At 71.9% G+C, this 18027-nt stretch carries 11 protein-coding genes; 3 read left to right on the forward strand and 8 right to left on the reverse strand.

Annotated elements, in window-relative coordinates; genetic code table 11:
- Nucleotides 1-60: 60 nt before the first annotated feature.
- Nucleotides 61-1401 (reverse strand): jacalin-like lectin, encoded by a 1341-nt coding sequence (locus SGFS_RS43965; protein ID WP_286258019.1) that lies wholly within the window; start codon nucleotides 1399-1401, stop codon nucleotides 61-63.
- 456 nt (nucleotides 1402-1857) lie between these two features.
- Here SGFS_RS43965 and SGFS_RS43970 point away from each other — a divergent pair, with 456 nt between their 5' ends.
- From SGFS_RS43970 to SGFS_RS43980, 3 genes are all read left to right on the forward strand, one after another.
- The gene (locus SGFS_RS43970; RefSeq protein WP_286258021.1) at nucleotides 1858-3000 is read left to right on the forward strand and encodes a sensor histidine kinase; all 1143 of its coding nucleotides are present in this window, start codon (nucleotides 1858-1860) and stop codon (nucleotides 2998-3000) included.
- A 156-nt stretch (nucleotides 3001-3156) separates the two neighbouring features.
- A complete protein-coding gene (locus SGFS_RS43975) occupies nucleotides 3157-3837 on the forward strand; it encodes a response regulator (RefSeq protein ID WP_286258022.1) in 681 nt (226 codons plus the stop codon).
- A 206-nt stretch (nucleotides 3838-4043) separates the two neighbouring features.
- On the forward strand, nucleotides 4044-4742 hold the full coding sequence (locus tag SGFS_RS43980; RefSeq protein WP_286258024.1) for a class I SAM-dependent methyltransferase: 699 nt from the start codon (nucleotides 4044-4046) through the stop codon (nucleotides 4740-4742).
- Nucleotides 4743-4824: 82 nt separating this feature from the next.
- Here SGFS_RS43980 and SGFS_RS43985 read toward each other — a convergent pair whose 3' ends face one another.
- From SGFS_RS43985 to SGFS_RS44015, 7 genes are all read right to left on the reverse strand, one after another.
- Complete coding sequence (locus SGFS_RS43985) at nucleotides 4825-5556, reverse strand: LLM class flavin-dependent oxidoreductase (RefSeq protein WP_286258025.1); 732 nt, start codon at nucleotides 5554-5556, stop codon at nucleotides 4825-4827.
- A 249-nt stretch (nucleotides 5557-5805) separates the two neighbouring features.
- The gene (locus SGFS_RS43990) at nucleotides 5806-6276 is read right to left on the reverse strand and encodes a MaoC/PaaZ C-terminal domain-containing protein (RefSeq protein ID WP_286258026.1); all 471 of its coding nucleotides are present in this window, start codon (nucleotides 6274-6276) and stop codon (nucleotides 5806-5808) included.
- A gap of 106 nt (nucleotides 6277-6382) precedes the next feature.
- Nucleotides 6383-6808 (reverse strand): MarR family winged helix-turn-helix transcriptional regulator, encoded by a 426-nt coding sequence (locus SGFS_RS43995; protein ID WP_286258027.1) that lies wholly within the window; start codon nucleotides 6806-6808, stop codon nucleotides 6383-6385.
- 254 nt (nucleotides 6809-7062) lie between these two features.
- Nucleotides 7063-8448 carry a glycoside hydrolase family 43 protein gene (locus SGFS_RS44000; RefSeq protein WP_286258028.1) on the reverse strand — a complete coding sequence of 462 codons (1386 nt, stop codon included), beginning with the start codon at nucleotides 8446-8448 and terminating at the stop codon, nucleotides 7063-7065.
- 207 nt (nucleotides 8449-8655) lie between these two features.
- A complete protein-coding gene (locus SGFS_RS44005; RefSeq protein ID WP_286258029.1) occupies nucleotides 8656-10095 on the reverse strand; it encodes a polysaccharide deacetylase family protein in 1440 nt (479 codons plus the stop codon).
- A 124-nt stretch (nucleotides 10096-10219) separates the two neighbouring features.
- Nucleotides 10220-14041 carry an nSTAND1 domain-containing NTPase gene (locus SGFS_RS44010; protein ID WP_286258030.1) on the reverse strand — a complete coding sequence of 1274 codons (3822 nt, stop codon included), beginning with the start codon at nucleotides 14039-14041 and terminating at the stop codon, nucleotides 10220-10222.
- 221 nt (nucleotides 14042-14262) lie between these two features.
- Nucleotides 14263-17724, reverse strand: coding sequence for a S8 family serine peptidase (locus tag SGFS_RS44015; RefSeq protein WP_286258031.1), 3462 nt, complete (start codon nucleotides 17722-17724; stop codon nucleotides 14263-14265).
- Nucleotides 17725-18027 lie beyond the last annotated feature (303 nt).

Below are 18027 nucleotides of genomic sequence, written 5' to 3' on the forward strand. Positions count from 1 at the left end.
CGCTTGGCGATCGCCGCGTCGAGAGCCGGGAGAGCGATGTGTTGTCGGCCCGGTGGTGGGTCAGCGCTGGGTGTAGATGAAGCCGACCTTGTCGACCTCGGCGTCGGAGCGCCCGTGGAACCCGGCGATCTGCCAGCCGGACGGCGCGGTGCGTGTCACGCAGTCGGAGGTGGTGGTGCCGCCGGTCAGGTTGTTGCCGAGGTTGGTGGTGAACTTGGCGTAGAAGATCCGCGTATGGCCGTCCTTCTGGCCCTGGCACAGGCGCGCCGTCGTGACGTACTCGCCGCTGCCGAGCGTCAGCGAGGACGCGGTGCCGCCGGTGCCGCCGTGGGTGAGCGTGGTGCCGTTCGACAGGGTCAGGCTCAGCTGGTCGATCCGGGAACCGGCCCGCAGTGCGACGGTGGTGGCGCGGGCCCCGGCGGGCACGCCGCCGATGTCGTTGTAGTAGTTGCCGTGCGGGCCGCCGAACTGGTCGCTGAGCTGGAAGGCGGCGTTGCGCGACCAGGAGAAGTTCACGGTGAGCGGGTCGTGGTCGGAGAGCATGAGCCCGCCGTCGGTGAGGAATTTGGAGTGCTCGTTGTCGTAGGACGTGGCGTTCAGCGAGACGAGCTTGCTGCCGCGGTAGAGGATCTTGTCGACGACCTCGCAGTCGTTGGGGACGGTGGTCCCCGTCTGGTCGCAGACCAGGGCGTCGCTCCCCTTGGTGGGGGCCACACCGCCGCGGATCAGCTGGACCCAGGGGTCGGTGAGGCCGTTGGCGGCGGCGAACTCGGCGATGGTGTCGCCGGCGCGGGTGTAGCGGGTGTTGGTGTCGCCCATGACGACGACGGCGTTGCCCGCGGAGTGGGTGCTGATGAACTCGGTGAGCTGGCTGAGGTTGTCGGCGCGGGCGGCGAGGTCGTCGTCGTTGGTCCCGGCGTTGGTGTGCAGGTTGTAGAAGTCGACGTAGACGCCCTCGGCGAGGCGTTCCCGCATGAAGGTGAAGCCCTTGGGGGTCAGGCAGTCGCCCGAGCCGTAGGTGCAGGTGTTCCAGCCCACCCGTTCGAAGTCGTCCTCGTCGTAGGAGATCTTCGACAGGGTGTTGAGCCCACTGCCGATGCCGGCGCCGCCGCTGGTGGGGGTGCGGTAGGCGTGCGCGGTGTCGGCGGCGTAGAGGTAGGCGTGGTAGTTGAAGTCCTCCTGGACGTGGACGATGTCGTACGGCGCTATCCGCTGCCCGATCGTCGTGGTGCTGGACTCGCGGGGCGTCGGTGCGCTGGAGATGGCTTCGGGCAGGCCCGCGACGTTGTAGCTGAGGACGTTGAAGGTGCCCGAGTCGGCGGCCGCCGCGGAGGGGGCGGCCGCGGTGAGCCCGCCGAGGGCGGCGGCTGCCGCCGCCAGGTAGGCGAGGGGTCTGCGCATGGGGAGCGTCTCCTGGGGAGGGAAAGCGGTTGTGGGGGGCGTCGCAGAAGTTACCGCTGGTTACCCCGGACTTGTCGAGAGGTTGGACGCTCATTCAAAGGAAACGCCGGCCGTACACGGATGATTCGGATGTGCGCCGTCGGGGATTCACGGCACGAATCCACTCATGTCGCGCCGGTCCCTGCCGACGGCTCTCGTCGGGGAGGTGATGCGGGTGACGCTCGGGGTGATGACCCGTGCTCGGGGATCCGCAGGGATGTTCAAGGATCTTCAGCGATCCTCGGCCGTTCGGCCGATTGTGCGGGCCTGCCGCGTCGCGGCAGTGGCCTTTCGGCTGATCCGGCCATGTCGGCGGGAGATTAGGGTCGCGCCGTGGATCTCGCGAAATCCGTGCGTGCCCTTGAGACGCCTCCCGGACCGTATTCCCGCCGGCAAGTCGTTCTGCGGGCGTTCGGCATGGCCCTGCTGTTGCCCGTCGCAGGTGTGGACCTGCTGTTGGCGGTCGGCGACGGCAGGCCCCTGTGGCCTCAGCTGGTCGTGCTGCCGATCGGTCTGGTGGCGCTCCTCCGGCCCGCGGCCGGGAGGCCGGCGTGGCTCACCGCGCCCGTGCGCGCCGCCGTGCCCGCGGTTGTCTCCGGCGGCGTGACGGCGGCCCTGTTCCTGTCCGGCCGGGAGTCGGTGTACGGACCGGGCGAACTGGCGATCCTGCTGTGTCTGCTCGTGGTCGCGGTGCGCGACTGCCCTGCGCGGTGGGCGGCGGTGTGCGGCGTTCTGGACGGTGCGGCGGTTGTCGCCCTGTCCTACAGAGAGGTGGCCGGGGACTCCGACATCTCCTCGGTCAACCCGTTCGGGATGCTGTTCCTGGTCGGCGCGGCGGCCGGACTCGGCGGGTACCTGCGCACCCTGGACCACCGACGCCGCGCCACGGTCACCGAGACACAGCGGGCCGAACGCCTCGCCATGGCGGCCGACCTGCACGACTTCGTGGCCCACCATGTCACCGGGATCCTGGTGCAGACGCAGCTGGCCCAACTCCTCGCCACCACGGAGCCCGAGCGTCTGGGCGGAATCCTGAAGGACGTCGAGCGCTCCGCCGTGGAGGCCCTCGCCTCCATGCGCCGTACCGTCGGTCTTCTGCGTGAGGTCCCGGAGCCCGGCGAGGCGGGGAGCGGCGACCGCCGCCCGGGGGGCGATCTGGCCGCGCTCCCCGAGCTGGTGGAGGGCTTCGGCGGGCCCGTCGGCCCCCCGGTCGAACTGGGTCGTGATGCCTCGGTGCCCGAGGACCTGCCCCACGAGGTGCAGGCCGCTGCCTACCGGGTCGTCCAGGAGGCCCTCACGAACGTGCGGCGGCACGCCGCGGACGCCACCGAGGTGACGGTCGGCCTGTCCTACGACGGTCGCGTGCTGGAGGTGACGGTGCGCGACGACGGCCGTGGCGGTACCCGGTTGCCCAAGGCCGCGCGCGGCGGCGGCTTCGGCCTGGTCGGGCTGACCGAACGGGTCACCGCGCTCGGCGGCGAGCTGCGTACGGGACCTCGCTCCGACCATCGGGGCTGGGAGGTCACGGCGATGCTGCCGACGGTGCGGGCGTCGCCCTGACCGTCGGACATCCGCCGTTCGGCCCAGGCTCCACCTGTCCGGGCCGGTCGCTCATGGCCGTTCGGCCGAGGCGGCGTCCCCTGCCGTGCAGGGAGAGTGGAGCCGGTCCGGCCGGGCCGCACGGGTTCGTCGGAGACCGGGACAGGGGAGATGGGCATGGTGATCCGGGTGGTCGTCGTGGACGACCAGGACATGGTGCGTTCGGGGTTCGCCGCGGTGCTGTCGATGCAGAGCGACATCGACGTCGTGGGGGAGGCCGCCAACGGCAGGCTCGGCATCGAGGTCAGTCGTAGCACCCATCCCGACGTGGTGCTGATGGACGTACGGATGCCGGAGATGGACGGGCTGGAGGCCGCTCGGCGGCTGCTCGATCCGCCGCCCGGTGTGGTGCACCGGCCCAAGGTGCTCATGCTGACCACCTTCGACCTCGACGACTACGTCTACGAGGCCCTGCAGGCCGGGGTCAGTGGCTTCCTCCTCAAGGACGCGCCGGTCGCCGAACTGATCCAGGCGGTACAGGTGATCGCCGCCGGTGACGCGCTGCTCGCCCCGTCCATCACCCGTCGCCTCATCGAGGACGTCGCCCGGCGTCGCCCCGCCGTCAGCCACAGGAAACGCCTGCGGCTGAACGGTCTCACACCACGGGAGACGGAGGTTCTGCAGCTGGTCGCGCGGGGCCTGTCGAACGCGGAGATCGCCACGACGCTGGTGGTGGCCGAACAGACCGTCAAGACCCACATGACCCGGACGCTCGCCAAGCTCGGTGCCCGCGACCGGGCCCAACTCGTCGTCATGGCCTACGAGTCCGGGCTGATCACCCCGGGCATGTCCGCCTGACCCGCGCCCCGGTGCGACGACCGGCCACGGACGGGAACGGCCCGGCACCGCCCTCGCCCAGCACCGGCACGCCCCCCCCCGCACCCGGCGCCTCACACCCGGGTGTGACACCGGAGTTGGCACCTGGGCGTGACGTGCAGTCCCGTCCCCGCGCCCTACCGTCACCGCGCACTGACCAACCAGAACCGGTTTCGCACGGAGCGCGCATGCACCAGACCATCGACATCGACCACATCATCCGCCTCTACCGCACCTACGCCCACGACCTCGACCGGGTCCGCGAGAAGCAGCGGAAGCTGCTCGCCCCGCCGACCTCACTGAAGGCCCAACTCGACGACATCGAGGCGGAGATCACCTATCTCCTGCTGCGCGAGACCCGACCGGAGACGGTGGTGGAGATCGGCACCTTCCACGGCTGGTCCACCACCTGGATCCTCCAGGCCCTTCAGGACAACGGCACCGGCCACCTGTACTCGTACGACATCGTGGACCACGTCGTGCGCAACGTCCCCGAGGAACTCTCCACCGGGCGCTGGACGTTCACGCAGGGGGACGCGCGGGAGAACCTGGAGAAGATCCCGGACACCGCGGACTTCCTCTTCATCGACGCGGCGCACTCGGCGAGTTTCGCCCGCTGGTACATCCGCGAGCTGTTCCCGCGCATGCGGCCCGGCGTACCGGTGTGCGTCCACGACGTCTTCCACGGCCGCAGGCCGCTGCCGTTCACCGAGGGCGCGGTCGTCCTGCGCTGGCTCGCCGACCGGGAGAACGTCTGCTTCACCGCCTCCCGGGCCCACGCATCCGAAATCCACGACCGCCTGAACGACGTCAAACGAAACCTCGCCCTTGGCCACCCCCTCCGGGACAGCAGGGACAACCCCATGATCTTCTTCACTCTGCGCTGACGCCGTCCGGAGCGCGCGGCCGCCGCGGCGCGGCGGCCGCGCCGACCGGTGAGCGCTGAGGGAATGGCTCTTCCCGAGCCGTTCAGCCCAGTTCGGACAGTCGTCGCACGGCCTGGGCGGCGAAGGTCTCCATCCACTGTGACGTGGGGCCCAGATGCGGCGAGATGATCACCGTGTCGATGCCGAGCCTGGTGTACGGCTCGATGTCACGGATGAAGGCGTCCAGGTCCCCTTCCGTGGCGGCGGCGCCCGAATAGGTGACCGTCCGGCGGATGTCGTCGTAGTCGCGATCCGCCTCGTCGCAGTGCCCGCGCAGCACGTCCAGCTTGTGTGCGACCTCCTCCGGCGAGGTGGCGAACAGGTTGCAGGCGTCGGCGTACCGTGCGACGAGCCGCAGGGTCTCCTCCAGCCGCTCGAACCGTTCTGCGAGCGGCGGGTAGGGCACGCCCAGGCCGTGGTGCTCGCGGTCGTACCAGGCGGCGCCGATGCCGAGGGTGGCCCGGCCGCCGGACAGGACGTCGAGTGTGGTGGCGACCTTGGCGAGCAGTCCGGGGTGACGGTACGTCACCCCCGTGACCAGGGCGCCCAGCCGCACCGTGGAGGTGTGGGCGGCCAGGTAGGCCAGGGTCGTGTAGGCCTCCAGCATGGGTGCCTCGGCTCCGCCGTTGAACTCCATCTGGAAGTAGTGGTCCATGACCGACAGCCGGCTCACGCCTGCCGCCTCCGCCGCGGCCCCCGCGGCGGCCAGTTCGGCGTGCAGTGCGCCGCCGCCCCGGGGGTGGTCGAACCGGTTGATGTGCACGCCTACGCGCATGTCCGTCTCCGTTCAGTGCATGTACGGGTCTTCACCGATCGGCCGGTGCTCGCGCAGCGGCGGCTCACAGGCCCTTCACGGCTGGGGCCCCACCATCCGCCCCCCGGCGGTGGACCCGGTCGGCCCTGGTCCCGGTGGTGAGCGAGTGGCCGTGACCAACGCCGCCCCCCTCAGCGGCGGCGGGTCGACGGAGACGGGGAATGGGCGGATAGGGCAGCCCCCTCCCGCTCGCCGCGGCACAGCGGTCCATCACGTCGCTCCTCCCGCGCTCCCGTCCGTCGGCCGGTGTTCCCAGAGAGTCTCCCCCTGGAGCTCCATGACGACCGTTCCGGTGGCGTTGATGAGCGTGCCCCGGCTGCGGACTACGGCGGTGCCGTCGTCGCGGGGGCGGACCTCCACTATCTCCATCGCGCCGTGCAGCACGTCTCCGGGCCGGACCGGCGCCCGCATGCGCAGGGAGCTGATCTCCCGGCCGGCGATGATGGCGGCGCGCGAGAAGACCGCGTCCACCACGAGACGTTGCAGGATCGCCGCGGTGTGGAAGCCGCTGGCGATGAGGCCCCCGAAGCGGCTGCCGGCCGCCGCGTCCTCGTCGGTGTGCAGGGGCAGCGGGTCGAAGCGGCGGCCGAAGTCGAGGATCTCCTCCTTGGAGACCTTGGCGCTGCCGAGGTCCAACACGGCCCCGGGCTGGAGGTTCTCGGCGTACAGCACAATCCTCACCGCCGGCCCGTTGTCCGCACGAGCCCTGCCAGGCCCTGGAAGGGGATGAGCCGGTGGAAGTGCACGCCGGGGCGCATACGGGTCTCCGTTCGTCCTGTCATGGCGGTCAGTCGAGTTCCGTGACGAACCGCCGGAGCAGGCGGCCGAACGTCTCGACGTCTTCGTCCGGCCAACGGCCGAGGCGTTCCCGCAGCCCCTTGCGCTGGTGCTGCCTGACGCGGGCCAGGCGGTCGCGACCGGTGTCGGTGAGTTCCAGCAACTTGGTCCTGGGCCGCGACGGATGTGACACCCGGCGCAGCATGCCGTCTTCTTCCAGCTGGGACAGCTGACGGCTGACGGTGGACTTCTCCAGGCCGTACCGCTCCGCCAGGTCGGAGGCGGTCGGCTGGGGGAAGGTGCCCACGTAGGACAGCATCGTGTACGCGACGAAGGAGAGTTCGTCATACATGTTGTTGGCCCGCACCCTGGCGTTGCGGGAGAACAGGATGATCGACTCATGGATCAGATCGAGGGATTCGTCACGTGCCGCCATTCACGCCATCTTGGAGTTGTATGAAGCAACTGTCAAGGTTGTATTGCGCAACTCTGACCGCGTCGCTCTACCGGGGGAGGGGGCCCCGATCCGGCTGGTGCCGACGGCGGTCGGCTCGGCGGACAGTGCTGCCGACGGCCCGTGGCCGGCCTGGGGTGTCAGGCCGGCCGAGCCGAGCGCGAGGGGACGCACGGTGATGCGTCCGGTCCGGTTCCGCGCGGAGGTGTACTACGGGACGGGGGTGCCTGCCGAGGTCAGTACCCGACCCGGAAGGTCGCGTCCTGCCGGCCCGCGGTCGTGGAGATCGGATCGATGCGCAGCATGAAGTTCGAGTGGCGGATGTAGCGGGTCGGGAAGTTGTACGACCGGAACGACGCCCAGCTCGACTCCGCCAGGCCCGCTTCGCGGTAGAAGGTCGCGTCGGCGGCGAACTGCGAGGTGCCGTCGTTCACGTCCAGCTGGAGCCCGTAGTTGATGTGCCGCAGGTAACGGGTCGGGTAGTTGACCGACCGGAAGGAGACCCCGGAGCTGTCGGCGAGCCCGGGGACCAGGGTCCACTGCGAGTCCGTGTACGGAGTGATCGGGTACTCGTCGATCCGGCCCACGAAGCTGGCGTGGCGGACGTAGCGGGCCGGGTAGTTGTACGACTTGAGCCGGTTCCAGGTCGGGGTGCCCCACTTCGCGATCAGGTTGTTGTACTCGGTCGTGGTGATCGTCGTGATGCCGCAGTGCTTGGAGTTGACCGGCTGGGTGTAGGTCTTCTGGTCGAGGGGCGTCCAGGTGGCCGAGGCGAGGTCGGTGGACTGCCAGGCGTAGAAGACGCCGTTGGGCCTGTAGTTGTCGCCCCACAGGTACCAGGTGTTGGACGTCAGGGACTTCACGATCGTCGGGGCCTCGGTGTTGCCGTTGTGCGAGGCGCCTTCGTTGCTGCTGAACTCGGTGAAGCTGCCCGGGTCCAGGGAGGTGGATCTGGCCGCCACCAGCTTGTCGACCTTCTTGAAGAAGAGGTAGTTGTAGCCATTGACGCCCAGGGCCATGTCGCCGTCGATGACTTCGTATCCGGGGTCGAAGAACACCTGCGGTGCGGAGGCGGTGACGAAGTCGCTGGTGTAGTTCACCATGATCACGTTGTGGCCGCTGGAGTTCACCGAGGAGTAGATGACCGCGTACTGGCCGCGGCCGGCGTCCCAGAACGACTCGGGCGCCCAGCTGTGGGTCTCCATGTCGTGCAGCTTCATACGCCGGTAGCCGGTGAAGGTGCGCAGGTCGGCGGAGTCCCAGACGTGGATGTACTGGCTGTTGTAGCTCCAGTTGGTGCCCTTGAGGTCGGTGGCGAGGACGACGAACGTGCCGTCCTGCTTGCGCAGGACGAACGGGTCGCGCAGGCCGAGGGCGCCCTCGGTGGGGGAGGCCACGGCGTTGTTCTGGTTGAGCGGCGTCCACTCGAGCCCGTCGGTGCTGACGGCCAGGTGCAGGTTGTAGTCGGTGCCGCTGCCGCGGTTGTTCGTCTCGGTGAAGTAGACCATCGCGTACGCCGAGTCGGCCGCGTGGGCGGTGCCCGAGCCGAGGGTCAGGGCGAGGGGGACGGCGGCGGACATGCCCAGGAGGGCCCGACGGGACAGATGGGGGTTTGCGCTCATCTTGTGCTCCGATGTGACGTGCGGAGAGGTCCGGAATAGCCGGGATTTCGAACAAAGTTCGGAAAATCGGTCTTGTGCCGCTCGCCGCCGCCGCCCCCGCCGGGACAGGGGTCGTGTCCCGGCGGGGGCCCCTCGGGGCGCGTCCGTGCGTCAGGACGCGGGGACCGCTGAGGGGCGGGCCTCCCGTGCGCAAGTTGCCCTGCGCGCTCACATGGTGGCGCGCAGGTGGCTGACGGTGACGAAGTGGTAGCCGCGGGCGGTGAGGGCGCGCAGGATCTGCGGGACGGCGGCGACCGACGTGGCGTGGATGTCGTGCATGAGGACGACGTCGTTGCGCTTCACCTTGTCGATGACCGCCTCGGCGATCTTCGCGGCGTCGGGGTACTTCCAGTCCTCGGTGTCCAGTGTCCACAGCACGGGGGAGAGCGAGGTGGCGCCGCGGACGGTGCTGTTGATCGCGCCGTACGGCGGGCGGAAGATGGTGGGGGCCTTGCCGGTCGCGGCCTTGATCGCGGCGCTGGTGCGGTTGAGCTGGTAGGTGACCTGCGCGGGGCTGAGCTTGGTGAGGTCGGGGTGGTTCCAGGAGTGGTTGCCCACCTCGTGGCCGGCGCGGGCCTCGGCGCGCACCAGGTCCGGGTGGGCGGCGACGTTCTGGCCGACCGTGAAGAAGGTGGCCCGGGCGTCGTACTGCGCGAGGTAGGTCAGCAGCGTCGCGGTCTCCGGGGCGGCGGGGCCGTCGTCGAAGGTCAGGGCGATGCAGTGGACCTTCTCGCAGTCCGTGTCGTCGTCATCGGATGCCGTGTGCGTCGGCACGGCGGGCGCGGGCGTCGCGGTCGCCCCGAGGTCGAGTGAGCGGGACGGCTGTTCGCTCTGCTGCCGGGCGCGCTTGCCGAAGGCGGACAGCCACGGGGTGACCGTCGCCTTGGAGAAGGTCACGACGTAGCGGCCGGCGGGGGCCGCGCCGACCTCGTCCCGGTCGAAGGTCACCCGCAGTCCGCCGTCGGCGGTGAAGGTCATGTCGTCCAGGATGGCGACGACGTTCGACCGGTCGGCGAACGCCTCGTCCACCGTGTCCGCGTCTGTGCCGTCCCGCCCCTTGAGCTGCTTCTTCAAGGCGGCGACGAAGGCGCCCCGGGAGCCGTCACCGACGAGTGCGAGCGCGGTGCGGTACGCGCCCGCCTTCCCGTCGTACCAGTAGGTGCGCGTGCGCAGTCCGTCCCCTGCCGTGGCGCGGTCCTGTGTGGTGAGCCGAACGCCGACGACGTCCCCGGAGGCGATCAGGAACTGGTGGCTGATGTTGAGTTCGCGGCCGTCGGCGCCCGTCGGGGAGTCGTCGCACATCGAGCGGAAGGTCGCCAGGCGCCGCTCCACGTCCTTCTTCATCGCGTCCGTCATCGCGGTCGCGCCGGGCACGTCCGGATAGCTGGTCGCGAAGGGGCAGGACCTGTTCTCGCTGCTGTCGTTGACGATCCGCAGACCCTTGATCTTCGAGGGGTTCACTGCCCGCACCGGCGAGGCACCGGAGGACGGTCCGGGCCGCGCTCCGGCTGTCGCGGAGTCCGATGCCCGGGAGGAGCCGGATGAGCAGGCCGTCAGGGAGAGCGAGCCGAGCAGTAGGAGGGAGGGGAGCAGGAGGTGCGTGCGCATGGGACCAGAACCTGGGCTAGGGGGCTTACCGGGCTCCGATCGTCCTGGTCAGGGGCGTTTTTCAGCGACCGTCGGAGTCACTGTGAACAAAAAGGTCCCGCCCTTCGCGCACGCCTTTTGCCGCTCAGCGTTTCGTGGGGCACACCTGTCGGTACGGCGCGTCGGGGACGTACGTCCGCCACTGCTCCTCGGTGAGTCCTCCGCCGGCCCGCCCGCACAGGATGGGGACGACGTCGTCCGGGGCCACCGGGTGGCGATGGAGCAGCACGTTCGGGCCGCCGGCGTAGAGGGTGGCGCCGTCGCGGGTGAAGGCGAGGGTGTCGATCTCGTCGCCGGGCGTGGGCAGGTCGCTGCCGAGGAGCCGCTGCCCGGCGGTGTCCCACAGGCGCAGGGTGCCGCGCTGCCCGCCCACGGCCAGGGTGGCACCGTCGGGAGAGAAGGCGAGCGCGCCCACGGCCTCGGGCTCGCCCTCGGAGATGGTGTCGGAGGTGCCGGTCAGGATGCCCAGGCGGTGGCGCAGGTCGCCGTCCCACAGGGTCACGTGCCCCATGTCGTCGCCGACGGCGAGCCGGGTGCCGTCGGGGCTGAAGGCCACCGTCGTGACCGGCTGGCCGTCGGCCAGGGCGCGCCCGCTCACGCGACCGGAGGACAGCTCGGCGTACCGGTCGGCGGAGCCGACGACCAGCCGGCCGTCGGGCCGCAGGGCGAGCCTGCCCGCATCGAGGCCGCCCAGGGTCGCCGTGCGGCGGTGGGCAGCGGTGTCCCAGACCTCGGCTGTGCCGTCGCCGCTGGTGGAGCGCGCGGCAAGCAGAGTTCTGCCGCCGGAACCGAGGGCGAGCGCGGAGACGACGCGGTCCGCCGCGCCGGATGTCTCGAACGACGTACGGACCCGGTGCGCGGGGACGTCCCAGACGCTGAAGCGCTGCCGCATGGCGCCGTGCGAGGAGACGGTGTCGGCGACGGCGAGCGCCCGGCCGTCCGGACTGAAGGCAAGCTGCGGCGGCCCTTCGTCGCCGTCGGTCGGCAGGGAACCGAGCATGGTGCGGGCGAGGACCGTGCCGGTGCCGGTGGAGCGGAGTTCGAAGCGGTAGCCGGAGCCGGAGCCAGGGCCGGAGTGAGTGGCGGTGGCGGAGCCGGAGCGGGTGGCGGTGGCCAGGACGGTGCCGTCCGGGCTGAGCGCGGTCGCGTCGGCCGTAGTGCTCTGCCACCGGGCGTCCAGGCGGTCGCTCAGGTCGTATGTGCGCACCGTGGCGCCGTCGAGGTAGTGCAGCGTCCGGCTGCTGCCCGGCGCCCAGGTCAGCCCCCTGACCTCGGCTCCGGCCAGCGGTGTGTGGAAGACCTGCCCGCCGCCCAGGTCCAGCTGCCACACCGCGATCTCCTGGCCGTCGGCCGTGGCCAGGAACCGCCCGTCCGGGGAGAGGACGGCCTCGGTGAAGCCGCTGGTGCCGCCGCTCTGGAAGTCGGCGACGTCCCGTCCGCCGGAGACGTCCCAGACCCTGGCCGTGTTTCCGGAGACCACGGTCATACGTCGGCCGTCCCCGCTGAACCGCAGCAGACGGGAGCCCCCGTCCGCCCCCGAGCCGGTGCCGCACACGGTGCCGCCCGCCTTCTCCCAGGCTCCCGGCAGCCGCCTGCCGTGGACGGCGTCCCAGACCTGGGGTGCGCCGTCGGCCGGGCACAGGCCGAGGAGGCGGCCGCCCGGGCCGACCGCGGCGGCGGTGAGGGCGCGCGGCGTGTTCGTGGTGAACAGCACCTTGCCGTCGCCGCTCCGGAGCACCTTGACCGGACCGGGACCGTCCCAGGGGCTGGTGGCGAATGCGCTGCCGTCGGGTGCCGCCCAGTAGTCCGCGTCGCCCAGCTCGGCGGTGGGTCTGCGGGCGGCGAGGTTCCACAGCTCGTCGCCGTCCTGGCCCATGAGGACGAGGGAACCGGTATCGGGGCCGGCGTCGGAGACCTCGGTGCCGGCGGGCAGCCGGTGGGTGGCGGTGACGCGGTGGTCGGCCACGTCCCGAAGAGTCACCTCGGAGCCCGTGACGGTGACGAGGGTGCGGCCCTGACCGGTGAGGAAGCGCCGGACGTTCGTGCCCGTCCGCGGGTCGGTGAAGGCGTCCCGCTCCGGCCGGGCCAGGGCGTCGAGCAGGGCCGAGCGGGACTCGGTCAGCGGGGCGAGCCGCCAGGCGGCGACGGAGAGCAGGGCGGCCGTGCGGGGGTCGGCGGAGCGCAGACTGTCGGCCACGCCGACCAGGCGGCGGGAGGCTGCCTTCGCCGCCTCCTGCTCGCTCACCCGGTCGCGCTGCCAGGCCAGCAGGCCCGCGGCCAGAGCGAGCACGAGGAACGCGGACAGCCCGACGGTGAGCAGGCGGGTACGGCGGACGGCCCGTGTCCCGGCCTCCCGTTCGGCGTCACGCCCGGCGAGGGAGGCGTCCAGGAAGGATTGCTCCAGCGCGGCGAGATCGTCGTGGCCCCGCCCGGTGAACAACTCCTCGGCCTGGGTCAGCCGCGCCCCCCGATACAGCGCGCCCGCGTCACGGTCCAACTGCTCCCAGGCGCGTGCCGACTCCCCGAGCAGCCGCTGCGCGCGCAGCCGCTCCCGGCCCTCCTCGATCCAGCCGGCCAGCCGCGGCCAGCCGGTGATCAGCACCTCGTGGGCCAGTTCGACGGTGTCGCCGTCCAGGGTGACCAGCCGGGCAGCGGCGAGGCGTTCCAGCACGTCCTGCGCGTCGGGTCCCAGCTCCGCCCGGTTCGCCGGACGGCGCGTGTCGGCGGTCCCGTCCCCGGGTGCGATCAGCCGCAGCAGGACCCGGCGGGCGAGGCGGGCCTGCTCCGACGTGAGCTCGCCGTGGACCTGCTCGGCGGTGGCGGCGATCGCCCCGCGCACGCCGCCCGCCTCCTCGTACGCGGCCAGGGTGAGCGTGCGGCCGCGGCGCCGGCGCCAGGTCTCCAGCAGGGCGTGCGAGAGCATCGGCAGGGCGCCGGGCCGATCGGTGGCCTCGTCGATGACGTGGGCGGTCAGCGCACGCTCCACGTTCAGGCCCTCGGCGGTCGCGGGGCCGGTGATCACCTCCCGCAGCTCCTCCCGGCTCATCGGCCCGACCAGCAGGTTCGTGCGGCTGACCGCCTCGGCCAGTCCGGGGTGGGCGGCGCAGTGGCCGTAGAAGTCGCCGCGTACGGCGATCGCCACGCGCAGCCGGCTCGCGGGGTCGCGGGCGGACAGCAGCAGGTCGAGGAAGCGATCGCGTTCCGCGTGGTCGTGGCAGAGGGTGAACAGCTCCTCGAACTGGTCGACGATCACCCAGGTGTCCAGGCCGCCGTCCTCGCCGTCCTCGCCGTCCTTGCTGTCCTTGCTGTCCTCGCCGTCCTTGCCGTCCTCGCTGTCTTCGCAGTCCTTCGGGACGAGCGCCTGCCCGTGCGTGCGCGCGGGCCACTCCCCCGGAGTGAGGACGCGGATCACCGCCGGGCGGTCGGCGCCCTGAGCCTGTCGTAGCGCGGGTATCAGCCCGGCCCGCAGCAGCGACGACTTGCCGCTGCCGGAGGGTCCGAACACCGCCGCGAACCGGTGCGCGCGCACCAGGCCCAGCAGCTCGCCGATCTGCTTGTCCCGGCCGAAGAACAGGTCGCTGTCACCCGGTTCGAAGCGGGCCAGCCCCCGGTACGGCGCCCGCTCCTCCGCCGAGGGCGCCCGGACCTGCGCGTCCGCCTCCCGCCAGCGCCGCTCCCACTCGTCCGGATCGGCGTCCAGCGCCTGTACGTACGCCCGCACCAGCGCAGGCGACGGCAGCTGGTCGCCGGCCGCCGCCTGGGACAGGGCGGTCGTCGAGTAGCCCGACCGCGCGGCCATCTCCCGGTACGGCGGCTTGCCCGCCTTCTCCCGCAGGAGACGCAGCTCGTGGGCGAGCCGCTGCACGGGCCCGGCCTCCGGGTCCACCGGCTTCTCGCGTCGTCCCACCGGGCGGCACCCTTCGACCTTCACGTACATCTGGAATCGGCCGCTCAACCTACGTTTGCCGTCGATTCCAGGCAAACCACGCCCGTTCCTCGGACGCGGCATCGACGCGGACGTGCCTCCGGCCGGTGTCGGCGGAGGCACGTCGGGAGCGGCGCCGCGTCCGAGGCGGCGATGTCTCCCCGAGGGATCAGCACACGGTGCGGCGATGTCTCCCCGAGGGGTCAGCGCACGGTGCGGTAGGCGTTGCGGATCGTGCCGGTGTAGGTGTTGCCCTCGGTATCGGCCAGGGCCGAACGGAAGGAGACGGTGCCTGGCTTCTTCGGGTGGGTGAGGGTCAGGTAGCGCTTGCCGGCGTGGTCCGTGCGGACGGTGACCGGCTTCCAGGTGCGGCCGCCGTCGTACGACACGCGCACGGCCAGCGACTTGAGGTGCCCCTTGGCCGCGGCCGGGCCCTGCAACGACAGCGGCACGGTGACGCGGGCGCCCGCCTCGGCGGTGTCGGTCAGGCTCAGGTTCGGGTGGAAGCGGACGACGGAGAGGGGGAAGGGGACCCCCTTGGTCTCGCCGTTGTCGCGGGAGGTGAAGGTCCACACCGCCCGGACGCGGTCACCGACCTTGTAGTCCTTGGTGCGGTCGGCGCCGATGGACAACCGGTAACGCGTCGGCCCGGCGGGCAGGCCGCCGTAGGCGCTGAGGCAGGTGTCGTCGGTGGTGGAAGTGAAGATCCGGGAGCCGGAGCTGAGCCGGGTGGTGACCCGGGCCTGGGGGACGTAGGCGAAATTGCCCGGGGCGTCGGCGAACATCGGCAGGCACACGTAGTAGTACCCGCCGAACCGTGTGGCGCCGACGCCGGCCTCCGGTGCGACGGCCGGGCCGTGGACGCCGCCGTTCAACCTGACCCGGTAGGTACGGCCCGGCTCGAAACGGCGGTCGGTCATGAAGGAGACCGCGTCCTCGTTGTGCAGGCCGTTGGCGACCCGGGCTCCCAGGTTCCAGCGCACGCCGTGGTCGGTGCTCAGGTACTGCACGAGCGACGCGGTCGGCGCCGGACGCAGGGCGCCCTCCGAACCGAAGGACGCCCGGCCGAGCTGCGGCCACCCGGGGGTGGACCAGTTCACCTGGGGGGCGGTGTCGGCGTGGGTCAGGGTGGTGGCGACGGAGGTGTTCACCCGGGCCATGCCCCGGGTGGAGGAGAAGGCGCGGCTCAGGCCGGTGAAGAAGGAACCGGTGCGCGTGGTGACCAGGTTGTACGTCGGCGAGGTGGCGGTGCGCTGCCAGATCCCGCCGAGCTGGGCTACGAAGGAGCCGGCCGAGGGGCTGGGACCGACCTGGCCGAGGAAGGTGTCGGCGTCGACGGTGTTTCCGCCGCCGTAGTCGTAGGCCGACTTGGTGCCGTGCGCGGCGAAGAGGACCTGCGCGTCGCGCAGGGTGGCCCGGCGGTCGGGGGAGGTGACCTTCACCGGCTTGGCCTCGCGCCCGTCGAAGGCGAGGGTGGTGTCGTGGTCGAGCACCAGGTGGGGCGCCACCATCAGGGCGGTCCGTCCCCGGGGATCGACGCTCTGGACGTCGATCAGATAGCGGCCCTTGGGCAGCCGCAGGCTGACCTTGCCGTCGGGGTGGTCCTTGCCGTCGTCGAAGGGCGTGTACTGCTTGCCGGTGTCCAGGCCCGCCACGGTGACGCCGGGCCCGTCGTCGCGCTTGCCGTCGCGGCGGGTGACGGTCAGGGTCAGCTCGTACGACTCCACCTCACGGGTGACGGCCAGGGCGGTGCGCACGCTCTGCCCGCCGCCGGTCGCGGTCACGGCGCCGGAGAAGGCGCCGTCGGCGCCGCCGAGCCGGGTGTCGGCGGTGACCGTGGCCTGCGCGGTGCCGCCGGCCGGGACGGTGAGCCGGGCCGGGGAGAGAGTGAACATGCCGGTGGGCGCGCTGCCGCCGTCGGGGCCGGTGGCGTCGGCGGTCAGGTCCAGGGTGACGGGCTTCGTGCCCGGGTTGCGGTAGGTCAGCGTCCGGGCCGCCGACTTGTCGTCGGCGTGCGGCCAGGCGGCGATACCGAAGTCGACGGAGGACGGCTCGGTGGTGACGTCGGCGCCGGTCGCCCGGGTCAGGTCGACCCGGCCCGCCCCGGCCTCGTACGCGGTGGTGCCGGTCAGCGGCTTCGCCGAGGCCGTCAGCGCGGCCTTGATCCGCTCGCCGGTCCAGTCGGGGTGCTCCTGGGCGAGGATCGCGGCGGCGCCCGCGGTGTGCGGGGTGGCCATGGAGGTGCCCGACATCGACACGTATCCGGGTGCCACCTCCTCGCCCTCGCTGCCGTGGGCGGCCCGCGCGGCGACGATGTCGACACCGGGCGCGGCGATGTCCGGCTTCAGGGCCCCGTCCGCGGCCGGGCCGCGGCTGGAGAAGTCGGCGACCTCGTCGTGGCGGTCCACCGCGGCGACGGTCAGCGCGGCCGCGGCCGAGCCCGGAGAGCCGACGGTCGTGTCGGACGGACCCTCGTTGCCCGCGGCGATCACGAAGAGGGCGTGGGAGGAGGCCGACAGGTCGTTCACGGCCTTCTCCATCGGGTCCACCCCCGGGGTGTCGATGGAGCCCAGGCTCATGCTGACGACCTTGGCGCCCTGCGCCACGGCCCACTGCATACCGGCGATGATCGACGAGTCGGATCCGAACCCGGTGTCGTCGAGGACCTTGCCGACCAGGAGCTTCGCGCCGGGCGCCACACCCATGTACTTGCCGTGGCTCTTCGCGCCGGAGCCGACGACGGTGGAGGCGACGTGTGTGCCGTGTCCCTGCCTGTCGTCGGTGGAGCTGGTGCCGGAGTCGGAGCCGGAGAAGTCCTTGGCCTTGAGGATGCTGCCCTTCAGGTCCGGGTGGGTGGCGTCGACGCCGGTGTCCAGGACGGCGACCTTCACGCCCTTGCCGTCGTAGCCCTGCTTCCAGGCCGCGGGGGCGCCGATCTGCGCGACGCCGCCCTCGGGATCGGGGGCGCCGTCCTCGTCCCGCGCGGCGGCCTCGACCCGCCCGTCGAGCCACACCCGGTCGATTCCGGGCGCGGTGGCCACGGCGGTGTCGTCGGCGACCGGGTCGGTCAGCGCCCGCCACACCTCGCCGACGTCCGGCTTCTCGGCGGTCAGCGCCTCGCCGCGGACGGCGGGAAGCGCCCGCTCGACCTCGGCGTCGGCGGCGGACAGCGCCCGCTTGGCACCGGCCTGGGCGCCGCTGCCGCCGCGGTAGGAGACGATCAGCGCCAACTGCCCCCGGTGGGCGTCGTCGTAGCCGTCCTCGACGAGCTGGGTGACGTCGAACAGGCGGCGGTCCAGCCGTCCGCCGCCCAGCAGCCGGGTCGCGTCCAGCGGGACGACATAGGTGTGGCCGGCGAACCGCCGTACGGAGAAGCCGATGTGTCCGCGGCCCTCGCCGCGCCGCACGTCCGTCACCCGGCCCGTGCCGTCCACGCTCACGGTGTCACCGGTCACCAGTGTCACGCGTGCTGCGGCCCGGACCGACCCGCTCGCCGCTCCGGCCGACAGGTCCGCCGACGGGCCCGCTGCCGCCGGGGCGACGGCGGTGGCGGTGAGCCCGACCACCGCCAGCAGGGCCGGTATCCCGTACGCGGCGCCCCGCGCCGTCAGTCTCTTCCCGCTCCGGTCGTGCTTGTTCCGCAAGGTGCTGTCTCGCTTCCCCATAGGTCGGTGGATGGTCCGAGCCGGGCCCGCCTGCGCGGGCGCACGGGGCGGCCCCGGGCTGCACGGGGGGCGTGTCAGCCGGGGCCGCCTGTGACCGTCCGGCGGGGGATGCCGTAGGCCGGGACCGAGTCTTGGACCTGGGGGAATTGGTCAGTAGCCCGTCGCGGGCACTGAAAAATCAGGGAGGCGCCCTGATCGCGGGAAGCGTCGGCTGCTGCCACGCGACTCCGCTGGGGTGGCGCGGTCGAGGAGCTCGTCGACGAGCTCGTGCGCAAGGGGTACGTCGAGAGTCGGCCGCATCCC

It is taken from the genome of Streptomyces graminofaciens (assembly GCF_030294945.1).
Classification (GTDB): Bacteria; Actinomycetota; Actinomycetes; order Streptomycetales; family Streptomycetaceae; genus Streptomyces; species Streptomyces graminofaciens.